The 17931-nt window shown below is 37.6% G+C and carries 11 protein-coding genes; 10 read left to right on the top strand and 1 reads right to left on the bottom strand.

Translation table 11 applies throughout. The features are described from left to right. The first annotated feature begins 126 nt into the window (after positions 1–126). The 3 genes from acs to ASF92_RS20345 all read left to right on the top strand — a co-directional run bounded on the left by acs (position 127) and on the right by ASF92_RS20345 (position 3472). The gene (gene acs / locus ASF92_RS20335) at positions 127–2019 is read left to right on the top strand and encodes an acetate--CoA ligase (RefSeq protein ID WP_056097567.1); all 1893 of its coding nucleotides are present in this window, start codon (positions 127–129) and stop codon (positions 2017–2019) included. Positions 2020–2164: 145 nt separating this feature from the next. After that, on the top strand, positions 2165–2350 hold the full coding sequence (locus ASF92_RS20340; protein ID WP_056097568.1) for a CsbD family protein: 186 nt from the start codon (positions 2165–2167) through the stop codon (positions 2348–2350). Positions 2351–2422: 72 nt separating this feature from the next. Then, positions 2423–3472, top strand: a complete 1050-nt coding sequence (locus ASF92_RS20345; protein WP_056097569.1) for a glycoside hydrolase family 130 protein — start codon at positions 2423–2425, stop codon at positions 3470–3472. 62 nt (positions 3473–3534) lie between these two features. Here ASF92_RS20345 and ASF92_RS20350 read toward each other — a convergent pair whose 3' ends face one another. Further along, positions 3535–6465: a pitrilysin family protein gene (locus ASF92_RS20350; RefSeq protein ID WP_056097570.1), complete on the bottom strand. Its 2931-nt coding sequence runs from the start codon at positions 6463–6465 to the stop codon at positions 3535–3537. Positions 6466–6673: 208 nt separating this feature from the next. On the opposite strand from ASF92_RS20350, the gene surE reads away from it, so the two are divergent. The 7 genes from surE (at position 6674) to ASF92_RS20385 (ending at position 17922) form a co-directional block, all read left to right on the top strand. After that, on the top strand, positions 6674–7513 hold the full coding sequence (gene surE / locus ASF92_RS20355; RefSeq protein ID WP_056097571.1) for a 5'/3'-nucleotidase SurE: 840 nt from the start codon (positions 6674–6676) through the stop codon (positions 7511–7513). 7 nt (positions 7514–7520) lie between these two features. Continuing rightward, positions 7521–7793 carry a hypothetical protein gene (locus ASF92_RS20360; RefSeq protein ID WP_056097572.1) on the top strand — a complete coding sequence of 91 codons (273 nt, stop codon included), beginning with the start codon at positions 7521–7523 and terminating at the stop codon, positions 7791–7793. 139 nt (positions 7794–7932) lie between these two features. Further along, positions 7933–9048, top strand: coding sequence for a lipid-A-disaccharide synthase (gene lpxB / locus ASF92_RS20365; protein WP_056097573.1), 1116 nt, complete (start codon positions 7933–7935; stop codon positions 9046–9048). 184 nt (positions 9049–9232) lie between these two features. Continuing rightward, entirely contained in the window at positions 9233–10237 is a 1005-nt protein-coding gene (locus tag ASF92_RS20370) for a LacI family DNA-binding transcriptional regulator (protein WP_056097574.1), read from the top strand. A gap of 368 nt (positions 10238–10605) precedes the next feature. Further along, positions 10606–13632: a SusC/RagA family TonB-linked outer membrane protein gene (locus ASF92_RS20375; RefSeq protein ID WP_231729876.1), complete on the top strand. Its 3027-nt coding sequence runs from the start codon at positions 10606–10608 to the stop codon at positions 13630–13632. Between the two features lie 13 nt (positions 13633–13645). Further along, the gene (locus ASF92_RS20380) at positions 13646–15286 is read left to right on the top strand and encodes a RagB/SusD family nutrient uptake outer membrane protein (RefSeq protein ID WP_056097575.1); all 1641 of its coding nucleotides are present in this window, start codon (positions 13646–13648) and stop codon (positions 15284–15286) included. A gap of 188 nt (positions 15287–15474) precedes the next feature. Further along, positions 15475–17922 carry a glutaminase family protein gene (locus ASF92_RS20385; protein WP_056097576.1) on the top strand — a complete coding sequence of 816 codons (2448 nt, stop codon included), beginning with the start codon at positions 15475–15477 and terminating at the stop codon, positions 17920–17922. Positions 17923–17931: the final 9 nt, after the last annotated feature.

A 17931-nucleotide genomic window follows, 5' to 3' on the forward strand; every position in this document is an offset into this window, starting at 1 on the left:
GTGGTCAGCTAAATATTTTCATATATTTTTAAAATTGTTTTGCTGCCTGTAATTAGATGTAATTTGACCATTTCAGGTTGTTAATATTTATTTAAATTAGCCGATACTAACGATATATAAACAGCGATGCAAATTACAACTTTTCAGCAATACGAGGAAGAATATAAAAAAAGCGTAGAAAATCCGGAGCAATTTTGGGGTGAAGTTGCGCAAAACTTTCAATGGCGTAAACCTTGGTTCAAAGTATTGTCATGGAATTTCAAAGACCCCGAAATAAAATGGTTCGAGGGCGCAAAATTAAATATAACTGAAAATTGTCTGGACCGGCATCTTGCTGCTAACGGAGATAAACCTGCGATTATATGGGAGCCGAATAATCCCGAAGAAGAAAGTGTTACGTTAACTTATAAGATGTTGCACGAACGGGTTTGCCGTTTTGCCAATGTTCTAAAAAGAAATGGTGCTAAAAAAGGCGATCGCATTTGTATTTACATGCCAATGGTACCCGAACTGGCAATTGCAGTTTTAGCATGCGCCAGGATAGGTGCAGTACATTCTGTAATATTTGGCGGTTTTTCTGCTAAATCGATCGCTGACAGGATTAATGATTCGCAATGTAAACTAGTGATTACGGCGGATGGTGCTTATAGAGGAAATAAACAAATTCCATTAAAAGATGTAATAGATGATGCCCTAATCGGCTGCCCGACTGTAGAGAAATGTATTGTTTTAACGCACGTTCGCACACCAGTTTCAATGCTTAAAGGAAGGGATGTTTGGTGGGAAGATGAGGTAAAACATGTTAATGATACCTGTGAGGCAGAAGAAATGGATGCAGAAGATATGTTGTTTATTCTTTATACATCGGGCTCAACAGGCAAACCAAAAGGTGTTGTACATACCTGTGGAGGTTATATGGTTTATGCTGGTTACACATTTTCGAATGTATTTAATTATCAGCCTGGTGAAGTTTATTTTTGTACCGCCGATATCGGTTGGATTACAGGGCATTCGTACATTGTTTACGGTCCGCTTTCTCAAGGCGCAACCTCAGTTCTGTTTGAAGGAATCCCGACACACCCGGGCCCCTCGCGCTTTTGGGACATTGTTGAGAAACATAAGGTAAATACTTTATATACTGCTCCAACGGCAATACGCTCATTAATGAGTTTTGGTGAAGAACCGCTCAATGGAAAAGATTTAAGCTCTATACGTATTTTAGGTTCGGTAGGAGAACCCATCAATGAGGAGGCATGGCATTGGTTCGATGAAAAGATTGGTCACAATGAGGCGCCAATTGTAGACACCTGGTGGCAAACCGAAACCGGTGGGATCATGATCTCACCTATTGCAACCGTTACTAAAACCAAGCCAAGTTTTGCAACATTGCCACTTCCCGGCGTTCAACCAATCCTGGTAGACGAGAATGGTAGCGAAATTAAAGGCAATGGTGTAAGTGGCAATCTATGCATTAAATTTCCATGGCCCGGAATGCTGCGCACAACATATGGCGACCATGAGCGCTGTAAACAAACCTATTTCTCAACCTACGAAAATCTTTATTTCACAGGTGATGGCTGTCTGCGGGATGAGGATGGCTATTATAGAATTACCGGGCGTGTCGATGATGTTTTGAATGTTTCAGGCCACAGAATCGGAACTGCTGAAGTCGAAAATGCAATTAATATGCACGCAGGCGTAGTGGAAAGTGCTGTTGTTGGTTACCCTCATGATGTTAAAGGACAGGGAATATATGCCTTTGTAATTAACCCCGAAATGCATGGGGAAGCAGATTTAACCAAAAAAGATATTTTACAAACGGTTACCAGGGTAATCGGTGCAATTGCCAAGCCTGATAAGATATTGTTTGTTTCAGGATTGCCAAAAACCAGGTCTGGTAAAATAATGCGACGCATTCTGCGTAAAATTGCTGAAGGAGATACAGCAAATCTCGGAGATACCTCAACCTTAATGGATCCTGCTGTCGTTGATGAAATTATTGAAGCTTCAAGAAGATAGTATGATTTAGATGTATGTTTAAACAAGCTGGATCGGCTTTCATGGAAATTTTTACTTTCCCTGAAATAGAACCAACAAGGCTTGTTTAACAAACAATATGCTAGTCCTGTTGTTGTTTAAATACAAATATATAAAGGACAACAAGATGGATAAATTAGAATTAAAAGGAAAATGGAATGAGATTAAAGGCAAGGTTAAACAGGCTTATGGCGATCTAACCGAAGATGATCTAGCCCATGAAGAAGGTAAAGATGATGAATTATTGGGAAAATTACAGCAAAAAACCGGTAAAGGCCGGGATGAGTTGGTGAAATGGATTAACTCATTATAATCTTAATATCGTTAAACAAAACAGGCAATCACAATTGATTGCCTGTTTTGTTTGTTGAAAAAGGTGAGCTATATGACAGACATTGCAAAACGATTTCCGCAAAATCCCATACTATCGCCTAAGGATTTAATTCCGAGTCGCGAAGGTTTAGAAATTGCCTGCTTGTTAAATCCAGGTGTTTTTACTTTTCAAAATAAAACATGGTTGCTTATTCGCGTTGCGGAGCGGCCTGCACAAATAGATGGTGTAATTTCTTTCCCTGTTTTAAGCGGCGATGGAATAGAGATTAAAGCAATAAATGGGAATGACCCGGATTTAATTGCAAATGATCCTCGTATTATCACATACAAAGGCGCCGATTATTTAACTACACTTTCACATTTGCGATTGGTTTGTAGTGATGACGGCATCAATTTTTATCAGCCCGAAGGCTACCCTTTATTGCAGGGGGAGGGACCGGATGAGGCCTTCGGCATTGAAGATTGTCGAGTGGCTTTAATAGAGCACACTTATTATCTAACCTATACTGCGGTTTCTGAGCACGGCGTAGGCGTTGGCATGCGAACCACAAAAGATTGGAAGACTTTTAAGAAGCATGGTATGGTTATCCCTCCACACAATAAAGACTGTGCAGTTTTCGAAGAAAATATTAATGGTAAGTTCTATGCTTTACACCGCCCGAGTAGCGTTGACTTAGGTGGTAATTTTATTTGGCTTGCCGAATCACCAGACGGATTTCATTGGGGTAATCATAAATGCTTAATTAAAACCCGGAAAGGTAAGTGGGACAGCAAACGTGTGGGAGCCGGTGCAGCCCCGATTAAAACAGAAAAAGGCTGGCTGGAAATTTACCATGGTGCAAACGGTGAGCATCAGTATTGTTTGGGTGCCTTTTTAATGAGCCTAAACGATCCATCGAGGGTTTTAGCACAAACCGACGAACCAATTATGAAACCAGCAGCAGAATACGAAGTTTGCGGTTTTTTCGGACAGGTTGTTTTTACAAACGGGCATGTCGTCAATGGCGATGAGTTGACAATTTATTATGGTGCAGCTGATGAGTTTGTTTGTGCCGCTAAATTTTCTATTCAGGATATTCTATCTGAGTTAAAATATCATTAGTACTAAAAAGGGCGATTCACATTTTCTGAGAATCGCCCTTTTTTACTTGTTATTCTAAAATACTAATAACCGAAAATCTGTTCTAATGTTAATGTCTTAACATTTCCGAATTTCTGCATGTCTTCTAATTTAACTTTTTTATCAGAAGCAACGATTAAATAAGTGTAGGGTTTATTTGCAACTTTTTCATCATGAAAAGCCTTGATGCTTGCGAAATTAATTGGTTTCAGCTCTTTGTATAGGTCAATTCTAGAATCGTAGTCGTAGCCTAATTTCTTATCAGCAAAGTAATAATAGAATATGCCATCTTTGGTTACTCTATTCGATTCTAAATATGTTAAAACATTGGATTTAGCACCGTCAAATGATTTATCACTCTGTGGCAAAACGTTTAATAACTCATTCATACCATTTACTGCATCCGTCATTTTATCGGCCTGGCTACCAACGTAAGCCAACATGCTGTATTGTCTGTCTGCTTTGTCTGGCATTTGGTAAGTTGCATAAGTTGAGTAGGCTAATGCCTTCGATTCTCTGATGGTTTGGAATACAATTGAGCCCATACCACCACCAAAATAGTTATTGAAAACCTCAATATTTGCCCTGTCTGTTTTGTTGTATAAACCCGTATTTCTGAACCAGCGAATTTCGGATTGCACCATGTCGTAATTTGCAAAATAAACTCTATTACTGTCCTGAACGCTGTATGCATATACTTTGGCAGGCGCTGCAGGTGTAAATTCTTTTGGTAACAGGTGTTGTTTCTTAATGTCAGTAGTAAAAGTAGCTACATCCTTCGGACCGTAATAAGTAATTACGTGCTCATAATTTGTAAGGTTTTTCAACAGATAAATTAAATCGTCTGCTTTCATATTTTTAACATCCTCATTTGATAACACATTATTATATGGATTTAAACTACCATATTGCGCATAAGAAGTTAAGCCGGCCATAATCTGGCCTTTATTTAATTTGTTGTTCTCCCTGCTTTTTAAAATTGTACTTTTTAAATCCGACAGCGCTTTCTCGTTTGGTTTTACATTCGCAAAAATGTGTTCAACCAGGCTTACCGCTTTATCAAAATTCTCTTGTAAACCGCTAATGTTAATCGTTGTGTTTTCTGTTCCAACAGTTAAACTGTATGTACAAGCGATGTTGTAGAACGCCTTGCTAATGTCTTCAGCACTATATTTATCTGTACTTAAGAATGGCAAATAGCTTGCAGCGTATGGCAGCAGTTTATAACTATTTGCACCGTGGTTAAATCTATAAGTCATTCTAAAAATAGAATTTTCACTATTTTTTGTAGTTAAAATATCGGCAATACCAAGCTTACCGGTTATAATATCTTTTTTATAATCCAGAAACTTCGGTTCCATTGGTTTTACCGGCGCTTCCAAAATGTTTTTAACAAACGGCGAGGTTAGGTTTCCGTTCGCATTTATAGGGGTTATAGCCGGTTTTTCTACTTTAACGATATTTTTATCTTCGCCTTTGTGCTTAAAACCAATTACATAATCATCTTTAAAGTAGGTTTTGGCAAACGCAATAACCTGTGCTTTCGTAATTTTAGCGGTTTCTTCAATATCGCTTAAACTCTTATCCCACTTGGTGCCACGGTTTAAAATAAACTCGTTCGATAAATATTCAGCCCTGCTATTATTGCTATCAAATGCCTGTAAAAAACTCAGTTTTTGATTGGCAACAACCGCTTCGATTAAGTCATCATCAAACTTTCCTTGTTTTAGCAAATCGATTTGCTCTAATAATAGTTTAGATGCCTGCTCTAAGCTCTGTCCCTGACGTGGTTGTGCCGATAAATTGAAGACGCCATAATCTTTCATTTGCTGGTAGCTTGCGCTCGAGCGTTGCGTTTTCTGCTGTTTGTTTAGATTGATATCGATCAGGCCAGCTTTGCCATTGAACAAAATGCTTTTAATCAGGTTAAGCATGAGGCTATTTTTCGTGTTTTCAGCAAAACCGCGGTAGTAAATTTCTACCATTTCTGCACTCGGACCGTAAACATCAACCTGTTGAATTTTAGTTAATGGTTTTTCAGGAGCCGGATTGTAAAGCGTGACAGGCTTTGAAACCATGTAACCGAAAGTATTATCGATTTTTTTAATCATTACATCAGGGTTAAAATCGCCTGTAAATACTGCAGCCATATTGTTTGGTACATAGTATTTGTTGTAATAATTTCGAATTTCTACGAGAGATGGATTTTTCAAATGCTCGATTGTTCCAATTGTAGTCTGCTGCCCGTAATTATGGGTTGGGAACAACAAAGCCATCATCGCTTCATCCAGTTTATTTGGGTCGTTATCCAAACCCCGGTTTTTTTCTTCATAAACAGCTTCAAGTTCCGTATGGAAAATTCGGAAAATAGGCTTACGGAAACGTTCGCCTTGAATGGCTAGAAATTTATCAGTTGCGTTTGATGGAAAATCTTCGTTGTAAACAGTTTCTTCATACCAGGTGTGCGCATTTGATGAATTTCCACCGATGCCCGACATCATTTTGTCGTACTCATTTGCTATCGAAAAGTTAGAAGCCTCGCCCGAAGTTTTATCTATTTCCTTATAAATTTCTTTGCGCTGAACAGGGTCAGTTGTTTTATTATACTTTTCATAAAGGGCATCAATTTTATCCAGATAGGGTTTTTCTTTTGCCCAGTTTGTGGTGCCGAATTTATCAGTTCCTTTAAATAAAAGATGTTCTAAATAATGCGCTAAACCTGTTGCGTTTTTTGGGTCGGTGTTGCTGCCCGCCCGAACACTCATTCGAAACTGGATATTCGGTTCTTTATTATTTGGGGATAGAATAACCGTCAGGCCATTTTTTAGTGTGTAAAAGCGCGTTGAAGATGGGTCGTTTGTTACATACTTGTACGTGTAACCGCCTGATGTGCCGGTTTTCCATTGATAAGTTTGTGCTTTAACAAACGTACCAGTTATCAGGAAACAGGCAAGACTAAATAGTTTGAATTTCATTTATTTGGATTTGGTTTATGGTTGCGATTGTTCATTAATACAAGAGGTAAATGAATCATCGTATCAAATAAGTTATTTATCCAAATATATATGGTTTAAGCTAGTGAATGAAATAATTTTTATTGCAAACTAAAGATGTAGGAATTAAACCTGACTTAAAAATTTAGCTTTATTACGCCTTAAATTTTATAATCTGTATTTTTACATCATGACTAAGCAAAGTACAAAACCTAATATTCTAGTTGTTAATGATGATGGTATAACTGCGACGGGAATTAAAAACCTGATGGAGGTTATGCAGGAGTTGGGAAATGTTGTTGTGGTTGCGCCTGATAGTCCGCAGAGCGGGATGGGGCATGCGATTACAATTGGTAAACCTATTCGCTTCGATAAAGTAGATTTGTATCCTGGAGTAGAGATGTATAAATGCAGTGGCACTCCTGTAGATTGTGTTAAACTTGGCGTAAATAAAATCTTTAAAGGTAAAAAGCCCGATTTATGTGTTTCAGGAATTAATCATGGTTTAAATAATTCAATAAACGTGCTTTATTCAGGTACCATGTCTGCCGCTGTTGAAGGCGCTATAGAAAAAATCCCTTCAGTTGGTTTCTCCTTAGATGATTTTGCTGCTGACGCAGATTTTAGTTTCACTAAAAAATATATTAAGCAAATTTGCGAACTGGTTTTAGCAAATGGTTTACCCGAAGGGACTTTGCTAAATGTTAATTTCCCTAAAGGCGGCAAACTTAAAGGAATTAAAATTTGCCGTCAGGCTAATGCAAAATGGATGGAAGAATTTGACGAAAGAACAGATCCGTATAAAAGGCCTTACTATTGGTTAACCGGTGTTTTTGAGAATTTTGATCGCGGGGAAGATACCGATGTTTGGGCATTGGAACATGGCTATGTTTCTATTGTTCCGGTTCAGTTCGATCTAACTGCGCATCACGCAATCCCAGCTTTAAACAGCTGGAATTTTGATGTAGACGAGAAAGCAGATAATTCTACTATTAAAATTTCTGCGCCGGATGGTTTAAATCTTGGTTAATTAGCAAATGAATCATCAATTAAGCAAATTAAAAGACTCGGTATGGGTGGGACTGGGAGTTGGATTGGTAATGCCTTCTATTCTTTGTGCAATCGCCTGGTACCTAATTCATCACGTAATTTATCTTGCTAAAGCTGATTTATTGTACATTGGTTGCATTGCAGTGAATGCTTACACGATGCAATATTTCTTTAATAATTATAAAGAGAATATTGGAAGGGGTATATTGGCGGCAACATTTCTATGTGCCTTTGTTTTTTTCTATTATAAAGTTTTTTAAAGATGGAAAATCTAAGGTGGAAAAGAGAGAATAACGGTGTTAAAGAGATTCTGGTCTTTAATTTTTTATTTTATACGCTCAATTATCCCCTTTCATTTTCAATTTTTCAATCTCCATTTACCATTTTCTACCTATAAAAATGAAATATTACCTTGTCGCCGGCGAAGCATCGGGCGATTTACACGGTGCAAATTTAATGAAAGCCTTGAAAGGTGAAGATGATGGAGCCGTTTTTCGATACTTTGGTGGAAATAAAATGCAGGCAGAAGGGGGCCAGCTGGTAAAACACTATGCCGATATGGCATTTATGGGATTTACGGAGGTTTTATTAAATCTCAGAACGATTTACAAAAACTTAAGTGCTTGCAAAAAAGATTTAATTGATTGGCAGCCGGATGTTTTAATCTTAATTGATTTTCCAGGTTTTAATTTGAAAATTGCTGAATTTGCCAAAACCAGTGGTATAAGAGTCTGCTATTACATTTCTCCAAAAGTGTGGGCCTGGAATCAAAAACGGGTTCTGAAAATAAAAAAGGTTGTCGATCATATGTTTTGCATCCTCCCGTTTGAAGTTGATTTTTACGGAAAATGGGATATGAAGGTTGATTATGTCGGTAACCCATTGCTGGATGAAAAAGCGCTTTTTAAGCCTGATGTTAATTTCAGACTAGATAATAATATTGGTAACAGCAAAATTATAGCTTTTCTGCCTGGGAGCCGGAAACAGGAAATAGAGCGCTTATTGCCTGTGATGCTAAGCATTACCGATAATTTTCCGGAATATGAATTTGCAATTGCAGCTGCACCAACATTCAGCGAAAGTTACTATAAAACATTTATAGGTACTAAAAAAATCCATCTTTTGTTTGATAAAACCTATAACCTGCTTCATCATGCACATGCGGCGGTTGTGGCTTCAGGTACAGCGACTCTGGAAACAGCTTTATTTAAGGTGCCCCAGGTTGTGGTATATAAAGGTGGCGCAGTGTCTATCGCTATCGCGCGAATGCTGGTTAAAATTCGGTTTATTTCCCTCGTAAATCTTATTGTTGACACAAAAATAGTAGCAGAATTAATCCAAGAGGATTGTGTTACAAAAAGAATCGATGAAGAATTGAGATTAATTGTCGACGGATCCGCCAGGGAAACCATGCTTTCAAATTACGACAAGTTAGCCAACCTAATGGGTAAACCAGGCGCTTCGGAAAAAACAGCAAGGTTGATCATCGAATACTTAAAAACTAACAATCAGTAATTTATAAGTTTAGAGCAAGGTACCGTTGGCTGCCTTTTAAAGGTCTATCAGTTTTAAACGGTACAGTGTTTATAGCTCAAAAAAAATCAAATAATACCATTCGATGAAATCAGTTTAGCCTTACATGAAAAATAACGTATTTTTACTTAGTTTTGGCATGACACCTGAAGTTTAATTGAATTAGATGAAAGCCCTCTCCATAAAAGATATTGCTCTTAAAGCGAACGTTTCCATAACTACAGTTTCATTCATTATTAATGGAAAGGCGAAGGAAAAATCTATTAGTGAGGCGGTAATCGAAAAAGTAGAAAAAATTATTGTAGAAAGTGGCTACAAACCAAATCAGATTGCCAGAAGTTTAAGAACAGGCAACTCTAACATCATTGGTTTAATCGTTGAAGACATTTCCAACTCCTTTTTCGCCAAAGTAGCGCGGTTAATTGAAGACAAGGCCTATAAACATGGCTATAAAATAATTTATTCAAGTACCGAAAATGATGTAGAAAAAGCAAAGGAACTGATTAACATGTTCAAATCAAGAAAGGTGGATGCTTACATCATTTCGCCGATTAAAGGTTTGGAAAAAGACATTCAGGTTCTTTTAAATGATAATAAACCAGTTATCCTGTTCGACAGGAATTTGCCTGATGTAGACACAAATTATGTTGGTTCTAATCATTTCAGTGCGTCGTATCAGTCGATAAAAACGTTTATTGAAGAAGGTAAAAAGAATATAGCCCTCGTTACCACAGACATCGATGTTCAACAGATAAATGAACGTTTTGAGGGCTACAGAAATGCACTTTTGGATCATAAGATGCCGTATAAGGAAGCGCTTGTTTTGAAAATTCATTTTAACCAGGATGAAGCAGCTACCATAAAGCAGATAAAACATCTTTTCGATACGGAGGAAATAGATGCAGTTTTATTTGCAACGAATTACTTAGCTATAAGTGGTTTAAAAGTACTTAAGATAACAAATAAAAAAATAGGGCCTGAGTTTTCTGTAATTGCCTACGACGATCACGAGGCTTTCGAATTGCATACTCCAGGTATTTCTACTGTTCAGCAGCCCTTAGAGGAAATTGCTGAGACTGTTATAAAACTCATATTAAGTCAACTGACTACAAAGACAAAATTGCCAAGCCAACAGGTTATAATTCCGGCAAAGCTCATCCTCAGAGATTAAAAAAATAACTGCAATCTGAATCGTAACGTTTTTTTTACAACTAAAACGTTTTATTAAATCAAAAAAAATTTCTACTATTGATATGGTAAAACGATTTACTATAACCAAATGTATTTATGAGACTTTCGCGAGGGGCTAACGCTATTGTAATTAAAATTAATTCTTTGTTACAGAAGGACTGTTCCGCTCCAAACAGTTTTGTTTTTACGATTAACAATTTCTTCACTTTTTAATGAAATGATAAAATAAATGTAAGGCATCGGGCATTATGCTTTCATTTCTTATTACCGATATATCAGATGTCGATAAGGGAGCGTACAGTAAAACTAATAACATAACTAATCAATAAAAATTTAACAAAACCGCTAATGAAAATTAATTTACTTAAAATTACGGGGCTATCTGCTGCAATAATATTGCTTAATGGCCCTGCGTTTTCAATGAATTTGGCCAGGGAAGGAGCGAAAGGATTCTTGAAAATGGACTTGTTGGAGCAGCAGGTTCAGGCGCAAAAAATTATTACGGGAACTGTGGTAGATGATAAAAACACACCGGTACCGGGTGTTGGTATCAAAAACCAGACTTCCGGCAAAACAACTGTTACAGATGCGAATGGTAAGTTTAGAATAGAAGCAAACGCAGGTGAGGTTTTACGATTTACTTATATCGGATATGATACTCAGAATGTAACTGTTGGTGAAAGTGATGCACTAAGTATAAGACTTGCGGTAAATGCCGAAACTAAGTTAGATGAGGTAACTGTAGTTGGTATCGGTTATGGTACTTTGCCTCAGAAAGAAGTTTCCTCTGCTATTACGCATGTTACTTCTGAGGATTTCAGACAAAGTGGTTCAAGAAATGCTTTGGATTTAATTCAAGGCAAGGTTGCTGGTTTAAGTTTAACCCGTACAAGCGGTTCTAACCCGAATAGCGGTGTTAGTGTACAGCTTCGTGGTGTTGTTTCGGTAACTGGCAGTCAATCTCCTCTATTTGTAATTGATGGAATACCAGGTGGTAACCCGGATTTGTTGCAACAAGATGATATCGAATCGATCGACGTATTGAAAGATGGTTCTGCTGCTGCAATTTATGGTTCTACGGCAAATGCAGGTGTAATCTTAATCACCACTAAAAAAGGTAAACCAGGTCCTCCGCAATTTAACTATAATGGTTATGCACGGGTAGAAGTTTATAACCCATGGTTAGAGTTTTTAACTCCTGCAGAATACAAAGCTAAAGTAGCATCTGGCGAAATTAAACAACAAAATTTTGGTAGCGAAACCGATTTTGTAGGTGAATTAATTAAAAAAAATAATATTTCGAACAACCATAACTTTAACATGAGTGGTGGTACAGATAAAACCAGCTATAGAGCTAGTTTTAACTATCGTGATTTGCAAGGTATTGCTAAGCAAAACAGCAGAGAAGAATATACTTTAAGATTAAACATCAACCAGACAGGTTTGGATAATCGTTTAAGGATTCAGACAAACTTGGTTACAAACTTTAACAAAGCCAATTTATTAGGTGGCGGTGGATGGGAAAGTGAACAAACTAAAAACCCGACCCTGTCTAACTTTAATCCGGATGGAAGTTATCGTTTTGATTTAACGAGTACAAATGAATATGCCCGTTTATTTCAGGAGACATCTTACCGTAAACAACAAACAACATCGGCAGATATTAAAGTTGATTTAGATATTATCGATGGTTTAAAAGCTTCAGTTTTCGGTTCGGTACAAAGAGATAATGGTTTTGATGGTTCTTATCGTTCAAGAACAAGTGAAAATTCAGTAGAAAACACTGATTTTCCAGGTGGAGGTTATGCAGGCAAATCAGATTTTTTAAATCAAAACTGGGCATTTGAGCCAACCTTACAGTACAATAAAACCATTGCATCTAAACACAGCGTTAGTGCTTTATTAGGTTATAGTTACAGATATGGCATGAGCGAAGGCTTAAGTGCCAACAACCGCGGTTTCATAAATGATTTGTTCCATGAAGATAACTTAGGTCAAGGTGCTGCATTAGGTTTAGGTAAAGCGGGTATCGGTAGTAGCAAAAGTGATAATACTTTAATCGCATTCTTTGGTCGTGTAAATTATGTATTTGATGGCAAGTATATTTTAACAGGTACTTTGAGAAGAGAAGGTTCATCCCGCTTCGGAGATAATAACAAATGGGGTAATTTCCCGGCTGTTTCAGGAGCATGGAATATCTCTCAGGAAAATTTCATGAAAGATGTTACCTGGGTTAACAACTTAAAATTGAGGGTTGGCTATGGTGAAACAGGTAATAGTGGTTTTTCTAACAACGCATCAAGGGTAACTCTTGGCGGTGGTGGTCGTTACTTATATCCAGATGGTCAGTACCTGGAAACTTACGGACCAAGCCGTAACCCAAATCCAAACTTGAAATGGGAAACAAAAATAGAAACCAATATTGGTATCGATTTCAGTTTGTTAAAGAACCGTTTAACTGGTCAGATCGATTTATTTAATCGTAAAACGAAAGATTTGTTAGATACATACACCTCTCCACAGCCGCCTTTTATTCAAAGTTCTATTTATACCAACGTAGGTACAATTTCATCTAAAGGTATCGAGATTGCACTTAGCTATGCTGCAATATCTAAACCAGATTTTAACTGGGATATTGATGCAACAGCAAGTACTTTGAGGAATAATTTGGATGCTTATTCAAACGATGAGTATAAAATTAACTTCAAAACATTTGGTGGAATTGGCGGCGCTGGTGCGCTTGGAGATGCTATCGTTACTTATGAAGGCGGTCGTTTAGGCGAGTTCTGGGGTAAGAAGTTTGCTGGATTTACACCAGAAGGTAAGTGGTTATTTTACAATAGAAACGGACAAGCAGTTCCAAATTCTCAAATCAACAATTCAAGGGATAAAAACGTAACGGATTTACAATTGATCGGTAACGCCATTCCTAAATATTATGCTTCACTAAATAACAGTTTTAGGTATAAGCAACTTGATTTACGCGTGTTTTTAAGAGGTAAATTTGATTACGATATCTTAAACAGAAATGCACTTTCGTATGCGAACAAAACTTGGTCTGGTAACTTGTTAAAGAGCACTTTCGACAAATACAGCCAAATTAACGACACTTATATGTACTCTGATTATTATTTAGAAAGAGGTAGCTACGTAAAACTTGATGAGGTCACTTTAGGGTATAACTTTAAGTTTAAAACCAAATTGATCAGAAACATGCGTGTTTATGCAACAGGTCAAAACTTAGCAACTATTACTGGCTACACAGGTAGTGATCCTGACTTTATTAATGATAACGGCTTAGGTCCAAGTGTTGATAACAGTGGCTCATACCCAAGTACACGTTCGTTCTTATTCGGATTAAATGTTGGATTTTAAAGATTAAAAAAAAATGAAAAATAAATCAATCATATATAGTGTACTTGCAGGCGTATTATGCCTCACAAATGCATGTACTAAGTTGGATGAAAACGCTTATAACGAGCTGTTAACAGACAACTTTTATAACAACAGAACAGAAGTTTTGTCTGCTGTACTAAGGCCATATACCCACGCAAATGCATGGGTTACGCCATCAGGCCAGGATAGTTGGTGGCGCATGGCTGAGCTTTCAGGAGACCAGTTAGCATGGCCAACAAAAGGCCGTCATGGTGAAGATGGAGGTAAATGGAAAAGGTTTCATTACCACACCTGGACCACTGACGAAGGCGGATTTAACGGTGCATGGTCTTTAATGTTTTGGGGTATGGGCTTATGTAACGACCCTATTGAAAATATTGAGAAACGTGATATCGCGGCAATGGGTATTAGCCAGGCTGAAAAAGATGCTTTCGTAGCAGAGTTGAAAATGTTACGTGCCTTCCATTATTTAAAATTAATGGACTTGTTCGGAAATATTCCAATTGTAACCCAGGTGGGTATTCCTGCTAAACCTGAAACCAAATCACGTACGGAGGTATTTAATTTTATTGAGTCTGAAATCAAGGCAAATATTGATAAAACGCCTAAATTATCCCGCGCTCAATTAGGCCGTATTTCTCAGGCTGCTGGTTATGCAATGCTTGTAGAACTCTATCTTAATGCTGAAGTTTGGACAGGTACCGCGCGCTGGGATGATTGTATTGCAGCTGCAAATAAATTAATCGCTGGCGAAGGTGGCGCACAGAACGGTACAATGGCTTTAGATCCAAATATTACCGATCAGTTTAAAACGACAAATGATTTATCAAAAGAAGTTATTTTCTCTATTGCATATAACTATAGTGTAGCCAACTTCCAGCCATCATGGCCTTCAGAATTCTATCACTTTAAACAACAACAAATTTATGGTGGTGGTAGAAATGGTAACGATGGTATTGTAGTTATTCCTGGTGTTTTTACAACCTACGAAGATGCTGATTTGAGAAAAAGAACTTGGTTGTTAGAAGGTACAATGTACCAGTTTACGAACCCTACTGCGCCTGTGTTAGCTTCTGAAGAATACAACGGTTTGCCGTTAGTTTTCGTTGATAACATTCGTAAAAACAAAAGTAACTCGACAGTTTCTAACATGAGTGAAGGTGAAGAAAACTCTGGTGTACGTTTTAACAAATATAAATTAGGTAACCAGTTTGCTGGTCCGGGTGGTATTCCGGCTATTGATCCAAACTACAATAATGGAGATTGGAATATCTATCGCCTAACCATGATTTATTTCGCTAAAGCGGAGGCTATAATGCGTAAAAATGGTGGTGTTGCAAATGCAGAAGCTGTACAATTGATCAACGATTGTAAAAAACGTGCTTACTCTGCTGCTGACTGGGCAACTAGAGCATATACGCCTGCAACTTTAACTATGGATGAACTTTTGGCTGAAAGAGGCAGAGAATTTATCTTCGAAGGAATGAGAAGGGATGATTTAATCCGTTTTGGTAAATTTACGACCAATGCATGGTGGGATCATACGCCTACAGCTGCTACAAAAGCTTTGTATCCAATTCCTCAAAGACAGAGAGATTTGAATACCAATCTAACTCAAAACCCTGGTTATTAATTAATGCTTTATAAAAGGTGCTCTTAACGAGCACCTTTTTTTTGACTTTTTTTATTATAGCCTTTCAGTAACGCACTATTTACAACAATTAAAGAATATAATAATTCTTTTTTACTTAATATTGGAGATGGTAAAACGATTTACTAATCTTAAATTCAAGCAGCCCCAACATCTTAACCAGATATATTATGATAAAATTTTGCACTTTATTTCTGTTAAGCATTTCAGTTTTTTTCAAATCTGTAGCACAAGATAGGGCGCCCGCTTATCCACTTATTACACACGACACTTATTTCAGCATCTGGTCTTTCGGAGATGAACTTAACCAGTCTGTTACTAAACACTGGACAGGTAAAAACCAATCACTGACAGGAATACTGAAAGTTGATGGCAAATTTTACCGTTTCTTAGGTGCTGAATCCAAGGAATATAAAAGCATATTGCCTGCTACGGATGAAACTGCTTATCAGGCTGCTTACTCATTTAATAAACCAACAGAAGGTTGGATGACAAAGAAATTTGACGATGTTAAATGGCAAAAAGGAATTGCGCCTTTTGGCGATGATAAATCTGCTAAAACCAAATGGAATAGCGACGATTTATATTACAGAAGAAAATTCTCTATCGCTAAATTATCGGCGGGAAAAAAATATTTGAAGTTAAACCATGATGATGATGTCGAAGTATTCATTAATGGAAAATCTATTTACAAAAAGGAAGGCTGGGTTCACGAATACATCTACATTCCTATTGAAGAAGGCATATTAAATTCAGGAGAAAATTTATTGGCTATTCACGTTAAAAACACTGCAGGTGGCAGATACCTCGACGCTGGTGTTGTAGAAGAAATTCCTCAGAAATCGACCGTCGGATTGGCTAAACAAACCGATGTAAAAGTTGAAGCGACCACAACTAAATATAGTTTTACCTGCGGTGCTGTAAAATTAGATGTTACTTTTACTTCGCCACTTCTGTTAAATGACATCGCTCTTACGGCACGGCCAATAAGTTACATCAGCTATGTGGCGGCAGCAACTGATGGCAAAACGCACCAGGTAGATTTATATTTCAGTGCATCTTCAAATCTGTCCGTTAACACAGCAGACCAGCCTGTAACGGCAACAAAATCTCTGACAAACAATTTATCAATTTTAAGGGCCGGAACGGTCGATCAACCTGTTCTAAAAAAGAAAGGTGATGATTTACGAATTGACTGGGGTTACATGTATGTTGCTGTTCCGGAGAAATTTAAAGCGATACAGTATATTAATAAGCAAGCAGAAAGTTTAAATAGCTTCCTGGGCTCCAGATATCCTTCGACAGCTACAATCGTAAATGCTAAAGAATTAAATTTAAGCAGCATTATTCCATTCGGTACTGTATCCGGCAATTCTGTTGAAAAATACCTAATGATGGGTTATGATGATTTAAAATCTGTAGAATACTTCGGTACACAATTACATCCAATCTGGAAAAAATCGGGTGAGCGATTCGAAGTTCAACTTGCTAAAGCTGACAAAGATTTCCCTTCAGTAATTAAAAAATGTGCAGAATTCAACGCCAGCCTTTACGCTGATGCAAAGAAAGCTGGTGGTGCAGAGTATGCAGATTTATGTGAGTTGGCTTACAGACAAAGTATTGCTGCACACAAAATTGTTTACGCACCCAATGGTGATATCTTATTCCTTTCAAAAGAAAATTTTAGTGGCGGTTTTATTAACACGGTAGACGTTACCTATCCTTCTGCCCCTGAATATTTAATCTACAATCCTGAATTACTGACAGGAATGCTCAACGGTATTTTTTATTACTCAGAAAGCGGAAAATGGAAAAAACCTTATCCAGCTCACGATCTAGGGACTTATCCATTTGCTAATGGTCAGACATACGGTGAGGATATGCCGGTTGAAGAGGCGGGGAATATGATAATTTTAACCGGAGCAATCACTAAAGCACAGGGAAATGCAAAATATGCCGAAAAACATTGGGCTACCATGTCAATTTGGGCAGATTACCTGTCGAAAGAAGGTTTTGACCCGGCAAACCAGTTGTGTACAGACGATTTCGCCGGTCACCTCGCTAGAAACGCAAATTTATCTGTAAAAGCCATAGTAGCGCTTGGTGCATATGCACAAATGGCTCAGCAACTGGGCAAAACTGATGAAGCGACAAAATACAGAAATATCGCATTAGAGATGGCTAAAAAATGGCAGCAAATGGCTGATGATGGCGACCATTACGCTTTAACTTTTAACGATAAAAATACATGGAGTCAGAAGTATAACCTGGTTTGGGACAAGTTATTAGGCTTAAAACTCTTTCCCGAAGCAGTTTACAAAAAGGAAATCAATTACTATTTAACCAAGCAGAATACTTTTGGTTTGCCCTTAGACAGTCGTAAAACTTATACAAAATCCGACTGGATCATGTGGACTGCAACTTTAGCTGATAACCAGGCTGATTTTCAGAAATTTGTAAAACCGATATACCAGTTCGCAAATAAAACGGAAAGCCGCGTGCCATTGAATGATTGGCATGAAACTACGACTGGTACAAAGGTGGGTTTTCAGGCAAGAAGTGTTGTTGGTGGATATTTCATCAAATTGTTAGCAGATAAATGGGGCGTTAAAAATTAGTGTCAACAA

Source organism: Pedobacter sp. Leaf176 (genome assembly GCF_001424305.1).
Classification (GTDB): domain Bacteria; phylum Bacteroidota; class Bacteroidia; order Sphingobacteriales; family Sphingobacteriaceae; genus Pedobacter.